Source organism: Agrobacterium sp., assembly GCF_059499945.1.
On the sequence record NZ_JCABZP010000003.1, the window covers coordinates 582,132 to 599,789 of the forward strand.

Sequence of the window (17,658 nt, forward strand, 5' to 3'; positions counted from 1 at the left end):
CCTGTCAGAATGGCCGTGTTGCCGGCAGCAGAAACCGCAAAAGCCGCGTGTTGAAAAGGTCAGTCTCGGTGATATTGACCGCATGCGCCCCGAAATCGAGGAGGCAAAGTTCGCTTTGCGGCAAACCCTCCGCAAGACGCAACGACCGGGTGTAGGGCACCAGAAGATCGTCCTTCGTCGCCACCAACAGCACCGGATTGTCGATCTCGCCAAGATGGGTATCGATATCGAAGGCCCTGAGCGCCGCGATGCGCCGAAGCACATTTGCCTTGCCCTGAAAATGCGCGACACCATGCGCGTCGTCCCGCGCCAGCCTCTCCTGATGGTCCGACATCCACGCCGCCGGATAAAGAAACAGCGGCTGGGCTTTCACGAAAGCCTCGACGCCGGATTTTTCCAGAAGCTCGATCCGCACATCGAAACAACGCCCCGAATGCGGATCGGCCTTGCTCCAGGCATTGATAAGAACAAGCCGGTCGATCAGATTAGGCTTGCGCAGCGCGATATCGAGGCCGATCAGACCGCCGAGCGCATGGCCCATGAAATGAAACTTTTCGAGCTTCAGAGCCGAGACGATCTCCAGCACATCATCCGCCATCGCCGATATACCGCCATCCGCCGGCACTTCGCCGCCGGTCCTGCCGGTTCCGCGATGGTCATAGGTGACGATCCGGAAATGATCGGAAAGAGCCTCGATCTGCGGCGTCCAATAGGTGCCCGATCCACCCAGCCCCGAAGACAGCAGGATAGTCGGCGCCTCGACGTCGGTCCGGCCATGAACCTTGAAATGCATCATCTGCCGTTTCGCCCTATTTGCCGATATGGGCGACGGTGGCGATTTCCACCAGCGCATCGGGCTTTACCAGCCCGCACTGGATGCAATAGCGCGCCGGCTTGTCGCCGGGGAAATATTCGGCATAGACGGCGTTGACGGCCTGATAATTCGCCCAGTCGGTGATGAAGATGTGGTTCATCGTCACGTCTTCCATCGTGCCGCCGGCAGTTTCGATGACCGACTTGATGGTTTCAAGAACATGGCGGGTCTGCGCACTGGCATCACCCACATGCACAACATTATTGTCCTTGTCGAAGGGCAGCGTGCCGGAAACATAAACCACGCCATCGGCAAGGGTTCCCGGCGAAAAGGGAGCGATGGGTTTGCTGGTACCGGCAGGCACCACGATCTTCTTCGGCATTTCATTCTCCTCTTTGTGTTTCTCAATCAATCGGTGACGGGTGCGGCCTGCGAAATCACGCCGCAGAAATCATTGACGGTTGCCACCCAGCCGAAAAATTTCTCGACATTGTAGACCGTCGCCTGCTGGATATAGTCCGGCCCCAGATGATGCGTGGCATCCTCCAGCATCACCCCGAAATATTCGAGATGGAAGGCGTCGCGCAGCGAGCTTTCGACGCAGACATTGGTGGCGATGCCGACGAACACCAGATTGCGGATGCCGCGGGCACGCAACACGCTGTCCATATTGGTGTTGAAGAAACCGCTGTAACGTGTCTTCGGCACCAGAATATCGCCGGGCTGCGGCTGCAACTCATCGACGATGGCATAGTCCCACGTTCCCTTGGCCAGCAGCTGGCCCTGCAGTTCCGGCCTTTTGCGCATCGTCTTCAGCGCATTGGACTTGTGCCAGTTGGGCGAACCCGGCCCGCCCGCCTCGACATAATCCTTGTCCCAGCCGTTCTGGAAATAGATGACCTGAACGCCCGCCGCCCGCGCCGCATCCAGCGTCTTCTTGATGTTGGCGATGGTGCCCTTGGCCCCGGAAATATCGAACCCGGCAAGGTCGACATAACCGCCCTCGGTCGAATAGGCGTTCTGCATGTCGACCACGACAACGGCGGTCTCGCTGGGCTTCAGGGTAATCGGCTCAGGCCTTGCGGGAAGCGTCACGCTTTCCGAACGGCTTTCCGGCCCCTTGTAACCCGCCACGACGGCTTCGCTCATTCCGCAGCCTCCAGTTCGGCCTGAACATGCGCCCTACTCTTCATCAGCGGCTGCACATATTTGCCGAATTTTTCGACGCCTTCGAGGAAGTCGTCAAAGGTCAGCATCACGCCGCCCGTTCCCGGCACTTCGCTCATCTCGTCCAGCATGGCCGCCACCTCCTCATAGGAGCCGATCAGCGTTCCCATGTTGATGTTGACCGCCGAGACGGGGTTGGACATGTGCCGGACATTGGTGTCGGAGCCGGATTTGGTGTCGACAGAACTTTGCAGGCCGAGCCACTTGATCGCCTCCTCATCCGCGCCCGCCTTGTAGTGCTCCCACTTCGCCCAGGCATCCTCGGATTTTTCCTCGGCAAGGATCATGGTCAGCACCACGGATTTGACGTCGCGGCCGGTCTTTTCGGTTGCCGCCAGAAGTCGCTCATTGGTGGGCGCAAAAGCCTTGGGCGTATTGACGCCGACGCCGAAGCAGAAGCTGTAATCGGCGAACTTGGCCGAGAACGCCATGCCCGAATTGGAGGAGCCGGCGCAGATGAGTTTTACATCCCCCTGCGGCACTGGCTTCATGCGGCAATCCTCCATCTTGAAGAACTTGCCGTTGAAATCCGATTGGCCGTCGGCCAGAAGCTCTTTCAGAACGGTGGTGTACTCGCCGAGATATTCGTAGCGATCACCGAAATAATCATCGCCCGGCCAAAGCCCCATCTGGCTGTATTCAGGACGCTGCCAGCCGGTAATCAGGTTGATGCCAAAGCGGCCGCCGGAAATGGAGTCGATCGTTGTCGCCATGCGGGCAACGATGGCCGGCGGCATGACCAACGTGGCGGCCGTGCCGAACAGCTTGATCTTGGAGGTGACGGCGGCAAGGCCCGCCATCAGCGTGAAGGATTCCAGATTATAGTCCCAGAATTCGGTCTTGCCGCCGAAGCCGCGCAGCTTGATCATCGATAGCGCGAAGTCGAAACCATATTGCTCCGCCTTCAGCGTGATCGCCTTGTTCAAGTCGAAGCTCGGCTTGTATTGCGGCGCGTTTTCGGAGAGGAGCCACCCATTGTTTCCGATCGGTATAAAAACACCAACTTCCATTTTGCTGTTCCCTTTTTAGCGTCAGGTGTCTCCTGACTTGACAAAAGAGTAGCAGGTTCTGTGCCAGACCAAATAAAATAATTTTATCAAATGGATAAAATTTTGGGACACATTGAGCCTTGACCAAAAGATAAAAAATTTATCATTTGGTCAAAATATTTGCCTGTTTATTCGGCAGTTATAAATAGAAAAAGGACGGCCCTCGAGCCGTCCCCAATATACGCGACGAAAAAGCTCCAACCTCTCCGCCGTCATCCTCGGGCTTGACCCGAGGATCCATAACCCACTGAAATCAATGGATCCTCGGGTCAAGCCCGAGGATGACGTCGAATGCTGAGCGAGTTCTGTCGGCAAATTTTAGCTAACCTACCGGCCGCCATTTTCAATCACGGAGCTATGCCAAAACCTCAGACGAGACGCTGCTGCGCATAGGCATGCACGGCGCGGAAGGCAGCCTCGGCGCCTGCGACAACACGCTCTTCCTCTTCGACCGTCAGCGAAATTTCATCGAGCGCGGCGGTGAAGGTGCGCCAGTGCAGGCCACGCCCTTCCGGAGCGCCGGCCAGATGGCGCGCGCCGAATTCTTCGCTGAGGCCAAGCTTCGCCGCATCTTTCAGGAGGAAAGCCGCACCGAGATTGGAACCTTCGACCACGTAAAGCCAGCCCATGGCCTCCGGCAGATCGAACGGCGTTTCGTCAGTAAAGCGTGGGGCTTCCGTTTCGGGAATAGCGTGACCGAGATCGGCAAGGTCCTGCTCGATCATGGAGAGACGGCGGCGGCCTTTGAGATCAGGCAGCAGGCCATCGAGCGTTGCGTTGGAGAAGAAGGCATCGAGGTCGCGATGGAAAAGATATTGCGTTTCCACGAATTTGCCGAAGTTCTCCCGGCTCTCGAACGGCTTGGCTGCCATGATGAAGGTATCGAGACCGCCATGCGCGCCGCGCGTTGCAGCCCTCAGGCGCTTCACTCGGCTCTGCTCGATCTCTTCCACAGGCGCTGACGGCTCCACAACGGTCATGATACTTCCCTTTATCCCACAAACAGATTGCCTGATAAAAATCTTTACTGAAACAGTCAAATTTTATTTTCGCATTTTTTGGTGTTCCGCGGAAAAATGGCATCTGCGAAAACCGCCGCAAACATACCATGCCCCACCGGACGCAACACACCCCATCAAGCAGCCTCCGGAACCAATCCGCCCACCATTCCAGCCTACCGAACAATCATCTTGCAATTACCGCTTTACAACTAACATGTCAGTGTGCCATCAATCTGCAGCCATCTTGGAGGAGCATCTTAATTGACCCAGAAATTCGGCCTTTCGGCAGCACTGACGACCCCTTTCAAAACTGACGGAACCGTCGATACAGACGCCATGATCGCGCATGCCCGCCGTTGCCTTGCAAATGGTTGCGACAGCGTGACACTCTTCGGCACCACCGGCGAGGGATGCTCCGTCGGCAGCCGCGAACGGCAGGTCATTCTCTCCCGCTTCATTGAGGCAGGCATTGCGCCTTCCCGTCTGGTCACCGGCGTTCTCGTGGATTCCATCGAGGATGCAGCCGACCAGTCCGCCGAGGCCCTGAACGCAGGTGCCCGCAATATTCTTCTCGCCCCACCATCCTATTTCAAGAATGTCAGCGATGACGGCCTGTTTGCCTGGTTCTCGGCGGTTTTCGAAAAGATCGGCAAGGGCGCGCGCGACATTCTCGTCTATAACATCCCTTCCGTGACCATGGTAACACTGTCGGTCGAACTGGTGGGGCGGCTGAGACAAGCGTTTCCGGGCATCGTCACCGGCGTGAAGGACTCCTCAGGCAACTGGAGCCACACAGAGCGCCTGCTGAAAGAACACGGCGATCTCGCCATTCTGATCGGCGATGAGCGTGATCTGGCCAAGGGCGTTCGCCTGGGCGGTCAGGGAGCCATCTCCGGCGTTGCCAATTTCCTGACGCAGGAAGTCCGCGCCATGGCCGTTGACGGCAAGGACGATGCGCGCATCGTCGATCTTGTTGTGGAACTTCTGAAATTTCCGGTTACGCCCGCCGTCAAGGTGCTGGTATCACACACGACAGGGGAAAATATCTGGTCTGACGTGCGCGCGCCGCTCGTTGCCATTTCACCGGAGGGCCGGCGGCAGATCGAAGGCGCTTTCGACGCGCTGTTTCGCAAACAGGCCGCCTGAACAGACCTTGAAAGGTTGAGCATGGACGATACCGGCGAACAGACATTGCGGGAACGGGCGTATGAAAGCTTTACGCATCACCTTCTCTCGCGCGACGTTCGCCCTGGGCAATTCATCTCGCAACGCCGCCTCGTGGAATTGACGGGTCCGCCGCTGGGCGCGATCCGGGAAGCAATTCCACGGCTGGAGGCGGAAGGTCTGATCAAGACCGTGCCGCAGCGGGGATTGCAGGTCGCCCATATCGACATCAACCTCATCCGCGAGGCGTTCCAGTTCCGGATCTTTCTCGAGAAGGAGGCCGTGGCGCTCTTTACGCGTTCGGCCTCGGACGAGACCATCGCCAAGCTGTTGAAACAGCACCGCGATATCGTCGAGGCGACGGAAAACGGTGGGGAATCGCCGGAGCTGGACCAGCACGCGCAGCAGGTGGACTGGGGCATGCACGACGCCTTCATCGATAGTCTCGGCAATTCGATCATCTCGAACGCCTACAGGGTCAATTCCATCAAGATGCGCCTCATCAATCAGGAGCGCTTTCGCATCGCAGGCCATGTCAAATCGGTGATGAAAGAACACCTCGCCATTCTCGAAGCCATTGAGAAGCGATCCGTCGAAGACGCCGTGGAGCGGCTGACCGCCCATATCCGCAACGCAAGGGACAGGGCGCTGGCAGTATAGGGCAATTCCGGTAGGGCAGAAGAAAGGTCCTGCCCGGAATTGCATGAAAATAAGCAACAAGCCGGAGGTGAGGAGAATTTCCGGCTAACTGGAGGAGAACTGACATGACGCATTCATTGCTCAACCCCACGCGTCGCGCCTTTCTGGCAGGCACGGCAGCGATCGGTGGCAGCGCGGTGCTCGGCATCCGCCCCGCATCGGCGGCGGTGAACTGGAAAAAACACGCCGGCACCACGCTTGAAGTCAACCTGGTCAAAAGCCCGCGCAGCGAAACGCTGATCAAATATCTGGGCGAATTCGAGGAACTGACCGGCATCAAGGTCAATGCCGAAGCAACACCTGAACAGCAGCAGCGCCAGAAGGTGGTAATCGAGCTTTCCTCCGGCAAGCCGAGCTTCGACGTCGTTCATCTGAGCTACCACGTGCAGAAGAGACAGTTCGAAAAGGGCAAGTGGCTGGCCGATATCAGCGGCTTCCTGAAGGACCCGTCGCTGACCGATCCGTCCCTCGTCGAAAAGGATTTTGCCGAAGCCGGCATGCTGTTTGCCAAGGATAGCGACGGCGTGCTGCGCTCGCTGCCATTCTCGGTGGATTACTGGATCGTCTACTGGAACAAGGAACTCTTCGAAGCCAAGGGCCTGAAATACCCTGAGACCTTCGAGGAACTGGTGACGGCAGCGGAAAAGATCACCGATCCCGCAACCAACACCTACGGTTTCGTCGCCCGCGGTCTGAAAAATGCCAATACCCCGGTCTGGACTTCGTTGATGCTGGGTTACGGCGCAAAGCCGATCGGCGCGGACGGAAAGGTCGACACCGAATCCAAGGAAGCGGTCGAGGCAGCGAAACTCTATCAACGCTTGATGACCAAAGCCGCCCCTCCCGGCGTTTCCGGCTTCAACTGGGCCGAAGCGCAGTCTGCCTTCCTTCAGGGCAAGATCGGCATGTGGTTCGATGGCGTCGGTTTTGCACCGCCGATCGAAAACCCGGAAAAATCCCGCGTTGTCGGCAAGGTCGGTTACGGTGTCATGCCGAAGGGCCCGGCAGCACAGGCGGCCGGCACCTTCGGCGATGGCCTCGGTGTCGTCGAAGCCAGCAGCAAGAAGGAAGCGGCCTACCTCTTCTGCCAATGGGCGATTTCGCACGACATGGGTGCGCGCCTGCTGCAGGCAGGTGCGGGTGTTCCATTCCGCCAGTCCATCCTCGAAGACCAGAAGGTGCGGGAAGGCGTGAAGATGCCGGCCGCCTGGCTGGATGCGGTCGTCGGTTCCGGCAAGGTCTCGCAGCTTGCCCTGCCGGTCATCATTCCAGTCACGGAATTCCGCGACATCTACGGCGTCGGCCTCACCAACATGATCGGCGGCGCGGACCCGGCAGCTGAGCTGAAAAAAGCGACGGAACAGTTCGCACCCGTTCTGGCGCGTAGCGAGGGATAATGGCCTCCGTGAGCATCGAAAACACCAAAACAAGCGTCAGCCGGAAAGAAGGGAGCAGGCCCGCAAGGCTTGCTCCCAACTACTGGCCTTTCGTCATACCGGCACTTGTCGTCATCTCGGCGGTTATCGTTTTTCCGTGGGTCTTCACCCTGTGGATGAGCGTCCATCGCTGGACGCTCGGACAGGAGCAGAGCTTTATCGGTTTCGATAACTATATAAGGCTCGCAAGCGACGTGAGGTTCTGGGAATCGCTCTGGCACACCCTCATCTATACCGTGCTGTCGGTCGTCGCTCCGCTGTTTCTGGGAACATTGGCGGCGCTGGTTTTCGATGCGCAGTTTCCGCTGCGCGGTTTTCTGCGCGGCGTGTTCGTGATGCCGATGATGGCGACCCCGGTCGCCATCGCGCTCGTCTGGACCATGATGTTCCACCCGCAGCTCGGCGTTCTGAACTATCTCTTGTCCTTCATCCATATCGGACCGCTGGAATGGATCTACAACCAGTCCACCGTCATCCCCTCGCTGGTGCTGGTGGAAACCTGGCAATGGACGCCGCTCGTCATGCTGATCGTGCTCGGCGGACTGGCTGCAGTACCCCGCGAACCCTATGAGAGCGCCGAAATCGATGGTGCCAACGCCTGGCAGAAGTTTCGTTACCTGACCATGCCGATGATCGCGCCGTTCCTGATGATCGCCGTCATCATCCGTTCCATCGATGCCGTCAAAAGCTTCGACATCATCTACGCGATGACGCAGGGCGGCCCTGGCACGGCCTCGGAAACCATCAACATCTACCTCTACAACACGGCGTTTTCCTACTACGATATCGGTTACGGCTCGGCCATGGCCGTCGTCTTCTTCATCATCATCGTGGCGCTGTCCTTTGTGCTGTTGATGGTGCGCCAGCGTGCGCAATGGAACGAGATGGAGGATCGCTGATGGCTCGCCAATTGCTCAAACGTAAAAACCTCGACCGCATCGGCCTGTTTTTCGTGGCGCTGGTGATGATTTCGCCTGTTATCCTGTTCTTCATCTGGATGATCTCGCTGTCGCTGAAATATGAAATCGACAACGGCGCTTATCCGCCGATCCTCATCCCCGAGCGTTTCGCATGGTCGAACTATGTGAAGGTGTTCGAGGAGAATAATTTCTTCCTCTATTTCTGGAATTCGGTGCTCGTCACCGGTGCGGCCACCATTCTGGCGCTGGTGATCGGCGTGCCCGCCGGTTACGGCATCGCCCGGCTGAAGGCGGAAAAGTCGGCTGTCGTCATCATGATCGCCCGCATGACGCCCGGCCTCTCTTTCCTCATTCCGCTATTCCTGCTGTTCCAATGGCTGAACCTGCTCGGCACGCTCTGGCCGCAGATCATCATCCATCTCGTGGTGACGGTTCCGATCGTGGTCTGGATCATGATCGGTTATTTCGAAACCACGCCGAAGGAACTGGAAGAAGCGGCAAGCATCGATGGCGCATCCTCCTGGCAGGTGTTCCGGCTGGTGGCGTTGCCGATTGCCAAGCCCGGCATCGTCGTCTCCTTCATTCTGGCGGTCATCTTCTCGTGGAATAACTTCGTCTTCGGCATCGTGCTGGCAAGCCGTGAAACGCGCACCCTGCCGGTGGCGGTCTACAACATGCTGTCCTTCGAACAGGTGAGCTGGGGACCGCTTGCCGCAGCCGCGCTGATCGTGACGCTGCCGGTGCTGCTGCTCACCATGTTCGCGCAGAAACAGATCGTGGCGGGCCTCACCGCCGGCGCCGTCAAGGGCGGCTGAATCAACCAATTAAAAATACGGGAACCAAAAACATGGCACCGGTCAATATTCTAAACGTCCAGAAGCGCTTCGGCGCGGTCAATATCATCCACGGCATCGATATCGATATCAAGGATGGCGAATTCGTCGTGCTGGTCGGCCCGTCCGGCTGCGGCAAATCCACCCTGCTGCGCATGATTGCGGGCCTAGAAGAAGTCAGCGACGGCGAAATCCACATCGGCGCGCGTGAGGTGAGCAACCTGCCCGCCCGCGACCGCGATATCGCCATGGTCTTCCAGAACTACGCCCTTTATCCGCACATGACGGTGAAGGATAATATGGGCTTCGCGCTGAAGCTGAAGAAGGTGAGCGCCGACGAAACCAAGGCCAAGGTCGACAAGGCTGCCGCCATTCTGGGACTGGACAAGCTGCTCGACCGTTATCCGCGCCAGCTTTCCGGCGGCCAGCGCCAGCGTGTGGCCATGGGACGCGCGCTGGTGCGCGATCCGCAGGTCTTCCTGTTTGACGAACCGCTGTCAAACCTCGACGCCAAGCTGCGCGTGCAGATGCGCGGCGAGATCAAGGCCATGCACCAGCGCATCGGCACCACCACCATCTACGTCACGCACGACCAGGTGGAAGCCATGACCATGGCCGACAAGATCGTGGTGCTGCATGACGGCGTGATCGAGCAGATCGGCGCGCCGCTCGAGCTTTACGACCGTCCGGCCAACCTCTTCGTTGCCGGTTTCATCGGTTCGCCTGCGATGAATTTCATTCGTGGACGCGTCGAAGAAGGCGTGTTCCGCACCGTGAAGGGTTTAAGCCTCCCCCTGCCCGCCAACAGCGACATCGCCGCACTGGGCGGCCGCGACCTCGTCTACGGCGTGCGCCCGGAACATATCCGTGCAGCAAGCGGCGGTATCGAAGGCCGGGTCGAACTGGTCGAAGGCACCGGCTCGGAAATCTATGCCAAGCTGAACTGCAAGGGCGACGAGATCGCCTGCCTGTTCCGTGAGCGGCTGGACGTGCGGTTCGGCGATACGATCCATATCGCCATCGACCCGGAAATGGTTCACCTTTTCGACAAGGCAACCGGCAAGCGCATCTAAGGCGCATGCCGAGTAAAATTGCGTAAGACAATGACATAGGGTGACGGGCATGGACAGCCAACACGAGAGCCGCAAACATGTGCTGTGCGTGGGTGCAGCCGTGCTCGACACCCTGTTTCGCGTCCATGACATGCCAAAGGGCGAAGGCAAGGTCCTGCCCTACGAAATGTTGCAGATCGCCGAGGGCATGGCATCCAGCGCAGCCTATGCGGTGCACCGCATGGGCGGGCACGCCAGCCTTTGGGGTGCTGTGGGCGACGACGAGACCGGAACCCGTATCCTGCGCGATCTCGCCGAAAGCGGTATCGACACCACAGGTATGACAGTCGCCGCCGGCGCACGCTCCGCACTCTCCACAATCATTATCGATGATCGCGGCGAGCGGCTGATCGTGCCTTTTTATGATCACAGGCTGCATGAGAAGAAGCGCTCCTGCACATCAGCGGACCTCGCCGCTTACGACGCCGTGCTGGTGGATGTGCGCTGGCCGGAACTGGCGCTCGATGTTCTTGATGTGGCACGCGCGCTCGGCAAACACGCCATTCTCGACGGCGACGTTGCGCCGGTTGAAATCCTCGAAAAGCTCGCACCCGCCGCGACCCACATCGTTTTTTCTGAACCCGCCGCCGCCCGGCTGGCGGGGGTTGAGACGGTAGAGGACATGCTGCCGGTGCTGCACGCCCGCTACCCGCAAACCTTCATCGCCGTCACCGCCGGACCGGCAGGCTGCTGGTGGACGGAAGCTGGCGATCCCACTGTCCATTTTCAGGAAACGATGCAGGTCAAGGCGGTGGATACGCTGGCGGCAGGCGACATTTTCCACGGCACCTTTGCGCTTGCCATAGCCGAAGGCATGGAAAGCCGCGCGGCCATCCGGCTCTCCTCCGTTGCGGCTGCCCTGAAATGCACCGTCTTCGGTGGTCGCATCGGGGCGCCCACGAGAGCAGAGACCGAAGACGCGATGCGGCAATGGCTGGAGCGTGAACGGGGACCGGCGCTACGCGCCTTCTGAGCGCATCCATTGCCCGCATAAAACTATTCCATTTTTGCGATGCCGTTTCCCGGCGAACTAGGCTAACGTCAAGTCAGAGCAAAGCTTTTCGCAAGCCGCGCTTGTTCCACCTTGAGCCTGCATTCCGCAAAAGTGATCGCCCGATGCATCAGACGACCCGCCCGAGACTGCGCGATATCGGCTTGCCGCCCGGCCATTTCGAGACCGGCCCACTCAATGCCATCACCGATGTCGAAGGCGTGACGATCGGCCATTCGACCGTCATCGAAGGCGACACGATCCGCACCGGCGCAACCGCGATCCTGCCGCATGGCGGCAATCTTTTTCAGGACAAGGTGCCTGCGGGTTTTGCGGTCTATAACGGCTTTGGCAAATTTGCCGGCTCGACACAGATCGAGGAACTTGGCGAACTCGAAACGCCTGTCATCCTCACCAATACGCTTGCAACCGGCCGGGCAATCGAGACGATCAACCGCCACACACTGGCGCAGCCGGGTAACGAAAAAGTGGTGTCGATCAATGCGGTCGTCGGAGAGACCAACGATTCCCGCCTCAACGACATCCGCGCCGGTCGCCCGACCATCGAGGAAATCTCCACCGCGCTGAAAAACGCTGCCACAGGCCCGGTGGCCGAGGGCGGCGTTGGAGCCGGAACCGGCACGGTGGCTTTCGGCATGAAGGGCGGCATCGGAACTGCATCCCGCATCGTCACCATCGCCGGGGAGGCCTACACGCTCGGCGTTCTCGTGCAATCCAATTACGGCGGCCATCTGCTGGTCTGCGGCAAGCCCTATGTCAGCCCTGATCATAAAGACAAGGATGGCTCCATCGTCATCATCGTCGCAACCGATGCGCCGCTCTCTTCCCGCAATCTGAAGCGCCTGGCCGCCAGAAGCTTTGGTGGGCTGGCCCGAACGGGCGCAGCACTAAGCAATGGATCTGGCGATTACGCGCTGGCATTTTCCACCAACGAGCGCCTTCGCCGCACGCCTGCACGCCGCAAGGCCGTCACAGACTATCCCGAGCTTTCCAACGATGCGATCTCGCCGCTCTTCGAAGCGGCAATAGAGGCAACCGAGGAGGCGATCCTCAACTCACTCTGCACGGCCACAACGACATCAGGCTTCAATGCCGGCACCGGCAAGGCCTCCACGGTCGAAGCCATTTCCATCGACGCCCTTAAAACCCTTCTTTTAGCCTGACTTTTCCAGACGGAGTTTTCATGACTAGCCCATCCGGTCGCATCGTATACGTCAACGGCGAATTCCTGCCCGAAGCGGACGCCCGCCTTTCCATCTTCGACCGCGGTTTCCTGTTCGGCGACGGCATTTATGAAGTCACCTCGGTTCTGGAAGGCAAGCTGATCGACAGCGACCTGCATATGGCCCGGCTGGAACGCAGCGCCCGCGAAATCGACGTGGCCCTGCCGGTCACGACGAAGGAAATCGTCGAGGCCGAACGCCGCCTGATCGCCGACAACAACCTCGTCGAAGGCATGATCTACCTGCAGCTGACGCGTGGTGCGGAAGACCGCAACTTCCTGTTCTCCGCTGATATCAAGCCGACGCTTGTCATGTTCACGCAGGCCAAGAAGCTCATCGGCACCCCGGTCGAAGAGGCAGGCATCGCCGTCAAATCCGTTCCCGACCAGCGCTGGGAACGCCGCGACATCAAGACCGTCTGCCTGCTGCCGCAGGTCATGGCAAAACGCATCGCCAAGGCCGAAGGCTGCGACGAGGCCTGGATGATCGAGGATGATTTCGTGACCGAAGGCGCTTCCTCGACCGCTTATATCGTCACCGCCGATAAAAAGATCATCACCCGCGGCAACAGCAACAAGACCCTGCCCGGCTGCACCCGCCTTGCCGCCCTGCAGCTGGCCAAGGAAGCCGGCTTCACGCTGGAAGAACGGCCTTTCACGCTGGAAGAGGCGATGAACGCCGATGAAGCCTGCCTGACCAGCGCCTCCAACTTCGTGGTGTCCGTGACGAAGATCGACGGCAAGCCGGTGGGTGATGGCAAGCCCGGCCCGATGGTGAGCCGCCTGCGCGCGCTTTATCTGGAAAACGCCCGCCGCACGGCGATCTGATCGAAAGCGTTTTGTTTGTCGCATTTCCGGACGGAAAATCGGGGTCCACTTTTCCTGGAAATGCTCTAACCCTCGAGAACCGCCCAGATGCGCTCGACCACGGGCCGGCGGTTCTCCTTCGAACGATAGAGCCTGATATCGACGGCGATATCGAAGGTGGGATCGGCGGCGCGAACCAGCGTGCCGGTATCCAGCTCGTGCCGCATCAGGCTTTCCGGCACCCAGGCGACACCCCAGCCCGCCATCGCCATGGCTTTCAGCCCCACCGACATGCTGCCTTCATGCACCCGCTCGAATTGCGGCAGGCGCGCGCTCAGGAGATCGCGCAGCAAAGGCCCGAAGAACGAGGCCTTTTCATAATCGAGATAGGCGAAGGGTTTTCGCGCATTTTCCACCAGCGCATGCAACGGCGAACCATCTTTCGCCGGCGCGGAAACGGGAATGATGTTTTCCGCGCCGAGCACGCGGAACTCGAAGGTCTGCGCATCAAGCAGCATCGGCACTTCGGGATGGGCATAGGTCAGAAGAAAATCGCTTTGCCCGTCCACCAGCGAATTGAGGTTTTCCTCCATGCTGCCGGAATCGGGGCGCAATACTGAAAATAGCGGCCCGGCCGTCTCGTTCACCCGTTTCAGCCAGTCGGGAAAGAAAGTGAAGGACAGGGTATGAAGGGCCGTCAGCCGAACAGTCCTGGCATCGGCCCCTTCTTCCTGCAGCAGGGTGCGCCGCGCATGATAAAGCTGCTTCAGCGTTTCCTGCGCCACCGGCACGAACTTCACGCCCGCCTCGGTCAGCCGCGACGGATAGGAGGCGCGATCGACCAACGTCGCGCCTACCCAGGCTTCAAGCTGCTTGATACGCCGGCTGAAGGCGGATTGCGTGACATGCCGCTCCTCCGCCGCTTTCGAGAAATTGAGCGTTCCGGCCAGCGCCAGGAAATCCTCGAGCCATTTGACTTCCACGGCTCACACTCCCAACAAAAATATCTTTCCGGTTATTCAGAAGCGTCTTTATTAGGTGCAATGAGGCGTGAATGAAACCCTCTTGTAAGGCGCGGGGCTGCGGCCAATCGCCGGATCGGCCTGACGACCTAGCGGCTTCGATAATATTCGATCATCCGCGCCCGACTGGAGACCAGCTCGATCCGGTCATCGCCCAGCCGGTTGAGGCAGACGCGCTTCGTCCAGGGGCCATCTGTGAGCGTGAAGAGAAAACGGCCGTTACCGAGCGCCTTCAGGGCCATACTGCGGCGGGTCGGACCGATGCCCATCGTCAGCGACGAACCGCTGATCGAAAATTCTGCCCCCTCATCGGAACGCCACGTTCCCGAAAGATCATCCGGCACGGCATGATCGGCGACAGGCAGGAAGCAGCGGGCGGCGTGACCGGCCTCGCCGACAATGGCATCGCCCTCAAGCCTGAGACGCATCGGAGAGGATGCGGAGCGGGAAGAGACCCAGCCATCGGCATCTTCATAAAGCGTGTCGTCGCCATCGATGAAAGTGGAGGTGCTGCCCTTGATCTCCAGCCACCACGGCCCGCTTTCTGTCACGTAAAGACCATCAGGCAGGCTGGCGGCGGGCTTGGGCAGCGGCAGACCGGTCAAAGCCGCCATGCTTTCCAGCGCGATCTTGAAGCCGTTGGTATCCTCGCGATTGGACACCACGACGAAGCCGGTGCCGTTTTCAGGATCGAGCAGGAAATAGGTTTTGTAGCCGGGATGCGAACCGCCATGACCGACGAAACGCGTATCCCCCAAATGCGACCAGCGCAGGCCGAGGCCATATTTGCTCATCCGCCCGTCGGCAAGCGGCCGCTCAGCCGAAAGCCTGTCAAGAACACCCGCAAAACTGCCCTCGCCCCGCATCAGCCCCTGCAGCCAGCGGGTCAGCGCTTCGGCACTGCCGGCAAGACTGCCGGAAGCGGAGATATGCAGACCGGCCGCCGACAGCTGCCAGTTGTCTTCCGACTTCCAGTAACCCGGCACAAGGCCGTCGACCGGATCGTTCCAGACATCCGGCGCCTTCAGGAACACGCCGAACGGACCGGCAATTTGCGTCTGCACGAAATCATCGAACCGGAAACCGCGACGCTCCAGCGCCGCTTCCACCAGACGATAACCGGTATTGGAATAGGACACCTCACTGCCGGCATCGAAATTCAGTCGGGTCAGCCGGGACAGATAGTCGAGAAGCGGTCCGGCCTTCGTTTCGGTGTAAACGGAAAGGCCAAGCAGCGAGAGGCATTCCCGCGTATCCGGCAACCCGCCGCTCATATCCAGCGCCTGCCCGACCGTCACCTCGCGGAGCGACGATTGCAGCTCCGGCAGATGCTTGCCGAGTGGATCGTCAAGACCGATCAGATCGGAATGGGCAAGCACCATGGCGCAGAAGGCATGTTTAGTGACGGAGGCATAACGCACCACGCTTTTCGGCGTGAACGGCGCAAAGGTCGAAAGGCTCTCAACCCCACCCGCATGGGCAAACCGGATGCCGCTGAGATCGAAACCAATCACCGCCCCGCCCGGCTCGTTGCCCGCCCATTGCGAGACGAAGCTCTCGGCAAGCGTTGAAGCGGCGTTCCAGTCGAGTTGCTGTGACATTGTTCGGTCTCTTGTGTCTTCATTGAATGCCGGACGGACATAGGAACCGACACGGCATATTCGGGCTTGACCCGAGGATCCACCTCTCACGGGTGCATGGATCCTCGCCTCAGGGGCGAGGATGACGGAGGAAAGCTTGTGCTGCCTCTCCATCATCCCCAAAGACCTATCTCAGGCCGGCTCTTCCAGCCGGATGCTCAGGCTGCGCAGCTCTTCCGTATGCGGATGTTTGATGCGGCCCTCGCGCAGATCACCGGCGCTCAGTTTCTCGACCATGTCGCCATTCAGCATCACGCCCACCTGTGGGCACAGATGCGCGATAACAGCCAGATTGTGGCTGACGAGGATATAGGTGAGGTTGCGCGCCGCCCGCAAATCCTGCAACAGGTTCAGGATTTCCGCCTGCACCGAAACGTCGAGCGCCGAGGTCGGCTCATCGAGCAGCAGAACCTCAGGATCGGCGATCAGGGCGCGCGCGATGGCGACACGCTGGCGCTGGCCGCCGGAGAGCTGGTGTGGAAACCGGAAGCGCACCGCCTGCGGCAAGGCCACGTCAGACAAAGCCTGCTGGATGCGTTTTTCGATATTGTCCATGCCGTGCACCAACGGCAATTCGCTGAGAATGCGGTCGATGGTCTGGCGCGGATGCAGCGAACCATAGGGGTCCTGAAACACCATCTGCACCTGCCGGAAGAATTCCGGCGTGCGCTTCAGCGGTGCATCCTTGCCGGCAAAGGCGACGCGGCCTTCCCAGCTTTCATTAAGGCCGGCCATGGCGCGCAGGATGGTGGACTTGCCCGAGCCGCTTTCGCCAACGATGCCGAAGCTGCCGCCCTTTTCCACCGAAAAGGACACGCCCTTCACCACTTCACGGTCGCCGAACTTGATACGGAGATTTTCGACGTCGATCATAGGCTGGACCACGCTGCATCACGGTTGAGAACGGGAAGACGCTCGCGCGGATGCGTCAGCGAGGGAATGCAGTTCAAGAGACCCTGCGTGTAAGGATGCTGTGCTTTCAGGAGTTCGGAAGCCTTCAGTTCCTCCATCACCCGGCCGGAATACATGACAGCCACGCGGTCGCAGAAATGCGAGACAAGCGGCAGGTCGTGGCTGATGAGGATAAGGCCCATGCCGCGTTCCGACACCAGTTCCTCGATCAGCCGCAGGATTTCCGCCTGCACCGTGGCGTCGAGAGCGCTCGTCGGTTCGTCGGCGATCAGAAGCTCGGGATCGGGCGCCAGCATCATGGCGATCATGACACGCTGGCCCATGCCGCCGGAAACCTCATGCGCGTAGGACGAGGCGACCTGGCGCGGATTGCGGATCTTCACCTGATCGAGCAGGGCGATTGCCGCTTCCATGGCCGCACGCTTGCTGCCACCCTTGTGGGCGCGCCAGGCTTCCGCGATCTGCGCACCCATGGTCTTGACCGGGTTCAGCGAATATTTCGGGTCCTGCAGGATGAAACCCGCCCGCTTGCCACGGATCTGGCGCATCTGCCTTTCGCTGGCGGACAGCACGTCGATACCGTCGAAGGAGAGCTTGTCGGCGCGGATATCCGCATTGGAAGGCAGAAGCTTCATCAGTGCGCGCGCCGTGAGGCTCTTGCCCGAACCGGATTCACCGACGATGCCGAGCTTTTCTGTGCCCAGTTTCATCGACACACCACGCACCGCCTCGAAACGGCTGGTACGGGTCTGGAATGCGATCTTCAGATTTTCGATTTCGACCAGCAT

At 59.6% G+C, this 17,658-nt stretch carries 18 protein-coding genes; 9 read left to right on the plus strand and 9 right to left on the minus strand.

Annotated features, from left to right (window positions below):
* Positions 1 to 4: 4 nt before the first annotated feature.
* The 5 genes from rutD to AC5I5B_RS05040 all read right to left on the minus strand — a co-directional run bounded on the left by rutD (position 5) and on the right by AC5I5B_RS05040 (position 4,070).
* A complete protein-coding gene (rutD, locus tag AC5I5B_RS05020; protein ID WP_162695502.1) occupies positions 5 to 796 on the minus strand; it encodes a pyrimidine utilization protein D in 792 nt (263 codons plus the stop codon).
* A gap of 13 nt (positions 797 to 809) precedes the next feature.
* Complete coding sequence (gene rutC / locus AC5I5B_RS05025) at positions 810 to 1,196, minus strand: pyrimidine utilization protein C (protein WP_111792390.1); 387 nt, start codon at positions 1,194 to 1,196, stop codon at positions 810 to 812.
* Positions 1,197 to 1,222: 26 nt separating this feature from the next.
* Positions 1,223 to 1,963: a pyrimidine utilization protein B gene (rutB, locus tag AC5I5B_RS05030; protein ID WP_060723695.1), complete on the minus strand. Its 741-nt coding sequence runs from the start codon at positions 1,961 to 1,963 to the stop codon at positions 1,223 to 1,225.
* The gene (gene rutA, locus AC5I5B_RS05035) at positions 1,960 to 3,051 is read right to left on the minus strand and encodes a pyrimidine utilization protein A (protein WP_111781986.1); all 1,092 of its coding nucleotides are present in this window, start codon (positions 3,049 to 3,051) and stop codon (positions 1,960 to 1,962) included. The genes rutB and rutA overlap by 4 nt, the downstream gene beginning before the upstream one ends.
* Positions 3,052 to 3,458: 407 nt before the next feature.
* The gene (locus AC5I5B_RS05040) at positions 3,459 to 4,070 is read right to left on the minus strand and encodes a biliverdin-producing heme oxygenase (RefSeq protein WP_060723697.1); all 612 of its coding nucleotides are present in this window, start codon (positions 4,068 to 4,070) and stop codon (positions 3,459 to 3,461) included.
* A 282-nt stretch (positions 4,071 to 4,352) separates the two neighbouring features.
* Here AC5I5B_RS05040 and AC5I5B_RS05045 point away from each other — a divergent pair, with 282 nt between their 5' ends.
* The 9 genes from AC5I5B_RS05045 (at position 4,353) to AC5I5B_RS05085 (ending at position 13,317) form a co-directional block, all read left to right on the plus strand.
* Positions 4,353 to 5,237, plus strand: a complete 885-nt coding sequence (locus AC5I5B_RS05045; protein ID WP_003504010.1) for a dihydrodipicolinate synthase family protein — start codon at positions 4,353 to 4,355, stop codon at positions 5,235 to 5,237.
* Between the two features lie 21 nt (positions 5,238 to 5,258).
* Complete coding sequence (locus tag AC5I5B_RS05050) at positions 5,259 to 5,915, plus strand: GntR family transcriptional regulator (protein WP_495752376.1); 657 nt, start codon at positions 5,259 to 5,261, stop codon at positions 5,913 to 5,915.
* Positions 5,916 to 6,019: 104 nt separating this feature from the next.
* Positions 6,020 to 7,351: an ABC transporter substrate-binding protein gene (locus AC5I5B_RS05055; protein ID WP_111792387.1), complete on the plus strand. Its 1,332-nt coding sequence runs from the start codon at positions 6,020 to 6,022 to the stop codon at positions 7,349 to 7,351.
* Entirely contained in the window at positions 7,351 to 8,289 is a 939-nt protein-coding gene (locus AC5I5B_RS05060) for a carbohydrate ABC transporter permease (protein ID WP_065662131.1), read from the plus strand. The genes AC5I5B_RS05055 and AC5I5B_RS05060 overlap by 1 nt, the downstream gene beginning before the upstream one ends.
* Positions 8,289 to 9,125, plus strand: coding sequence for a carbohydrate ABC transporter permease (locus AC5I5B_RS05065; RefSeq protein WP_003504003.1), 837 nt, complete (start codon positions 8,289 to 8,291; stop codon positions 9,123 to 9,125). Before AC5I5B_RS05060 ends, AC5I5B_RS05065 begins: the two co-directional genes overlap by 1 nt.
* A gap of 32 nt (positions 9,126 to 9,157) precedes the next feature.
* A complete protein-coding gene (locus AC5I5B_RS05070; protein ID WP_013636780.1) occupies positions 9,158 to 10,216 on the plus strand; it encodes an ABC transporter ATP-binding protein in 1,059 nt (352 codons plus the stop codon).
* A 49-nt stretch (positions 10,217 to 10,265) separates the two neighbouring features.
* A complete protein-coding gene (locus tag AC5I5B_RS05075) occupies positions 10,266 to 11,228 on the plus strand; it encodes a sugar kinase (RefSeq protein ID WP_111834175.1) in 963 nt (320 codons plus the stop codon).
* Between the two features lie 143 nt (positions 11,229 to 11,371).
* On the plus strand, positions 11,372 to 12,430 hold the full coding sequence (locus AC5I5B_RS05080; protein WP_111834174.1) for a P1 family peptidase: 1,059 nt from the start codon (positions 11,372 to 11,374) through the stop codon (positions 12,428 to 12,430).
* Positions 12,431 to 12,450: 20 nt separating this feature from the next.
* Positions 12,451 to 13,317 carry a D-amino-acid transaminase gene (locus AC5I5B_RS05085; protein WP_111834173.1) on the plus strand — a complete coding sequence of 289 codons (867 nt, stop codon included), beginning with the start codon at positions 12,451 to 12,453 and terminating at the stop codon, positions 13,315 to 13,317.
* Positions 13,318 to 13,382: 65 nt separating this feature from the next.
* Here AC5I5B_RS05085 and AC5I5B_RS05090 read toward each other — a convergent pair whose 3' ends face one another.
* The 4 genes from AC5I5B_RS05090 to AC5I5B_RS05105 all read right to left on the minus strand — a co-directional run bounded on the left by AC5I5B_RS05090 (position 13,383) and on the right by AC5I5B_RS05105 (position 17,658).
* Positions 13,383 to 14,279 carry a LysR substrate-binding domain-containing protein gene (locus AC5I5B_RS05090; protein ID WP_111834172.1) on the minus strand — a complete coding sequence of 299 codons (897 nt, stop codon included), beginning with the start codon at positions 14,277 to 14,279 and terminating at the stop codon, positions 13,383 to 13,385.
* Between the two features lie 128 nt (positions 14,280 to 14,407).
* Positions 14,408 to 15,919 (minus strand): serine hydrolase domain-containing protein, encoded by a 1,512-nt coding sequence (locus tag AC5I5B_RS05095; RefSeq protein ID WP_111834171.1) that lies wholly within the window; start codon positions 15,917 to 15,919, stop codon positions 14,408 to 14,410.
* 171 nt (positions 15,920 to 16,090) lie between these two features.
* On the minus strand, positions 16,091 to 16,831 hold the full coding sequence (locus tag AC5I5B_RS05100; protein ID WP_111834170.1) for an ABC transporter ATP-binding protein: 741 nt from the start codon (positions 16,829 to 16,831) through the stop codon (positions 16,091 to 16,093).
* Positions 16,828 to 17,658 (minus strand): ABC transporter ATP-binding protein, encoded by an 831-nt coding sequence (locus AC5I5B_RS05105; RefSeq protein ID WP_111834169.1) that lies wholly within the window; start codon positions 17,656 to 17,658, stop codon positions 16,828 to 16,830. The genes AC5I5B_RS05100 and AC5I5B_RS05105 overlap by 4 nt, the downstream gene beginning before the upstream one ends.

What these genes read in the sequence shown, in the direction of transcription:
- AC5I5B_RS05050 (WP_495752376.1), top strand. Translation starts at nt 5,259, where the DNA reads ATGGACGATACCGGCGAACAGACATTGCGGGAACGGGCGTATGAAAGC.
- AC5I5B_RS05100 (WP_111834170.1), bottom strand. Translation starts at nt 16,831, where the DNA reads ATGATCGACGTCGAAAATCTCCGTATCAAGTTCGGCGACCGTGAAGTG.
- AC5I5B_RS05070 (WP_013636780.1), top strand. Translation starts at nt 9,158, where the DNA reads ATGGCACCGGTCAATATTCTAAACGTCCAGAAGCGCTTCGGCGCGGTC.
- AC5I5B_RS05065 (WP_003504003.1), top strand. Translation starts at nt 8,289, where the DNA reads ATGGCTCGCCAATTGCTCAAACGTAAAAACCTCGACCGCATCGGCCTG.
- rutA (WP_111781986.1), bottom strand. Translation starts at nt 3,051, where the DNA reads ATGGAAGTTGGTGTTTTTATACCGATCGGAAACAATGGGTGGCTCCTC.
- AC5I5B_RS05075 (WP_111834175.1), top strand. Translation starts at nt 10,266, where the DNA reads ATGGACAGCCAACACGAGAGCCGCAAACATGTGCTGTGCGTGGGTGCA.
- AC5I5B_RS05060 (WP_065662131.1), top strand. Translation starts at nt 7,351, where the DNA reads ATGGCCTCCGTGAGCATCGAAAACACCAAAACAAGCGTCAGCCGGAAA.
- AC5I5B_RS05055 (WP_111792387.1), top strand. Translation starts at nt 6,020, where the DNA reads ATGACGCATTCATTGCTCAACCCCACGCGTCGCGCCTTTCTGGCAGGC.
- rutC (WP_111792390.1), bottom strand. Translation starts at nt 1,196, where the DNA reads ATGCCGAAGAAGATCGTGGTGCCTGCCGGTACCAGCAAACCCATCGCT.
- rutB (WP_060723695.1), bottom strand. Translation starts at nt 1,963, where the DNA reads ATGAGCGAAGCCGTCGTGGCGGGTTACAAGGGGCCGGAAAGCCGTTCG.
- AC5I5B_RS05095 (WP_111834171.1), bottom strand. Translation starts at nt 15,919, where the DNA reads ATGTCACAGCAACTCGACTGGAACGCCGCTTCAACGCTTGCCGAGAGC.
- AC5I5B_RS05040 (WP_060723697.1), bottom strand. Translation starts at nt 4,070, where the DNA reads ATGACCGTTGTGGAGCCGTCAGCGCCTGTGGAAGAGATCGAGCAGAGC.
- AC5I5B_RS05080 (WP_111834174.1), top strand. Translation starts at nt 11,372, where the DNA reads ATGCATCAGACGACCCGCCCGAGACTGCGCGATATCGGCTTGCCGCCC.
- AC5I5B_RS05085 (WP_111834173.1), top strand. Translation starts at nt 12,451, where the DNA reads ATGACTAGCCCATCCGGTCGCATCGTATACGTCAACGGCGAATTCCTG.
- rutD (WP_162695502.1), bottom strand. Translation starts at nt 796, where the DNA reads ATGATGCATTTCAAGGTTCATGGCCGGACCGACGTCGAGGCGCCGACT.
- AC5I5B_RS05105 (WP_111834169.1), bottom strand. Translation starts at nt 17,658, where the DNA reads ATGCTGGTCGAAATCGAAAATCTGAAGATCGCATTCCAGACCCGTACC.